This window comes from Lacicoccus qingdaonensis (assembly GCF_900101075.1).
GTDB lineage: Bacteria > Bacillota > Bacilli > Staphylococcales > Salinicoccaceae > Lacicoccus > Lacicoccus qingdaonensis.
The window spans coordinates 1-1587 of sequence record NZ_FNFY01000059.1; the positions used below are offsets into that span (position 1 = coordinate 1).

The 1587-nt window shown below is 42.0% G+C and carries 1 protein-coding gene; it reads left to right on the forward strand.

Annotation, left to right across the window (positions count from 1 at the left end; genetic code table 11):
* Positions 1–261 precede the first annotated feature (261 nt).
* Positions 262–1446, forward strand: a complete 1185-nt coding sequence (locus BLR15_RS13770) for an IS110 family RNA-guided transposase (protein ID WP_092988375.1) — start codon at positions 262–264, stop codon at positions 1444–1446.
* The last annotated feature ends 141 nt before the right edge of the window (positions 1447–1587 follow it).

Here is a 1587-nt window from a genome sequence, read left to right on the forward strand (position 1 = left end):
TCCTCGTATATTAAAGATAGTTAGTTTTTACTAACTATAATTGTTATATATTTCTTGATGTATAATAGTTATGAATCAGATAGAGGTCGTCGTTCTCCTCCTTGAAGTCCAATCTTCGCAATTTAGACTGACGCCTCTGTCTTTATAGAAATATTCGCATGAGCTGGATGATACATTGTTATCGCATATCTAACGAGGCTGAAGGTCTATAAAGATTAGAGGATGACCCCATCTGATTAATTTCTTTAGGCGGTGTTAAATATGTTCTATCTTGGTATTGATATTGGTAAACGGAATCATGAAGTCGGTCTCATTAATCATTCAGGTGATCCTGTAGGTAAGACCCTGAGTTTTAAAAACACAAAAGCAGGGAGTGACCAACTTCTGAAATTTATCAATCAACACCAGTTAACACCAGACGATGTGGCTGTCGGAATGGAAGCCACCGGCCATTACTGGCTGTCTGTATTCTCATTCCTAAAACATTTAGACTTTAAAATTACTGTCTTCAACCCGATGCAGTCAGATGCACTCAGACATTTTTATATCCGAAAAACGAAAACAGATATTCGAGATGCATACTTGATTGCGCAAGTGATTCGAATGGATGCGCCAGAAGAAACACCTTTTATCGAAGAAGACTTAATGCGATTAAGACAACTGGAACGTTTCCGTTACGGCATTGTGGACCAGGTATCTGATATAAAACGAAAAGTCATTGCGGTACTCGACCAAGTGTTCCCTGAATACGATCAGGTGTTTTCAGATATCTTTGGTAAATCCTCAAAACAGCTGCTCCTACAGTCTCCATTACCGGAAGACCTGCTGGATGTCGATACGGACACTTTGGCAGATTTACTCAATCAGGTCAGTCAACAACGCTTAGGCCGCCTGCGAGCGACTCAGAAAGTTGAACAGGTCAAACAACTGGCCACAGACACTTTCGGTATTGCTTTGGGTACAGATGTCTTTAAGCTCCAAATTCAACTCATGATTGAACAAATTCAACTTCTGGAACAACAGTTAAAAACAGTTGAAGAGAACATGATTGAGTTATCCAGAGCACAGGACCATTACTTAACGACAATTACTGGCATCAGTGATGTCACTGCCTCCGTCATCCTTGGAGAAGTCGGTGACTTTGAGCGTTTTGAAAGACCGGAACAATTGGTTGCCTTTGCCGGGCTGGATGCCTCAGTGCACCAATCTGGTGACTTTACAAGTGCTCGAACCAAGTTATCAAAGAGAGGCTCCCCTTATTTAAGACGGGCCATCTGGCAAGCTGCATTTGTAGCCAGCAACCAGGACCCTGCGTTAACTGCGTATTACCAAAAATTACGCAACAGAGGCAAAGTACATGGGACAGCTGTCGGTGCCGTCGCACGGAAGCTCACACACATCATCTTCGCGATAATGCGGGATAAGAAACCTTACAAGCCCCACTAACCACTGGATGGATAATCACCAACCACAGGGGCCGCCTGATTAAAATTTGTATTTAATCGGGTTTATTTGACGTGCTTAATTTAGCTACTCATTATTTACTCAATCACTCCCAATATAACCTTGACTTTTTATAGCTGGTCT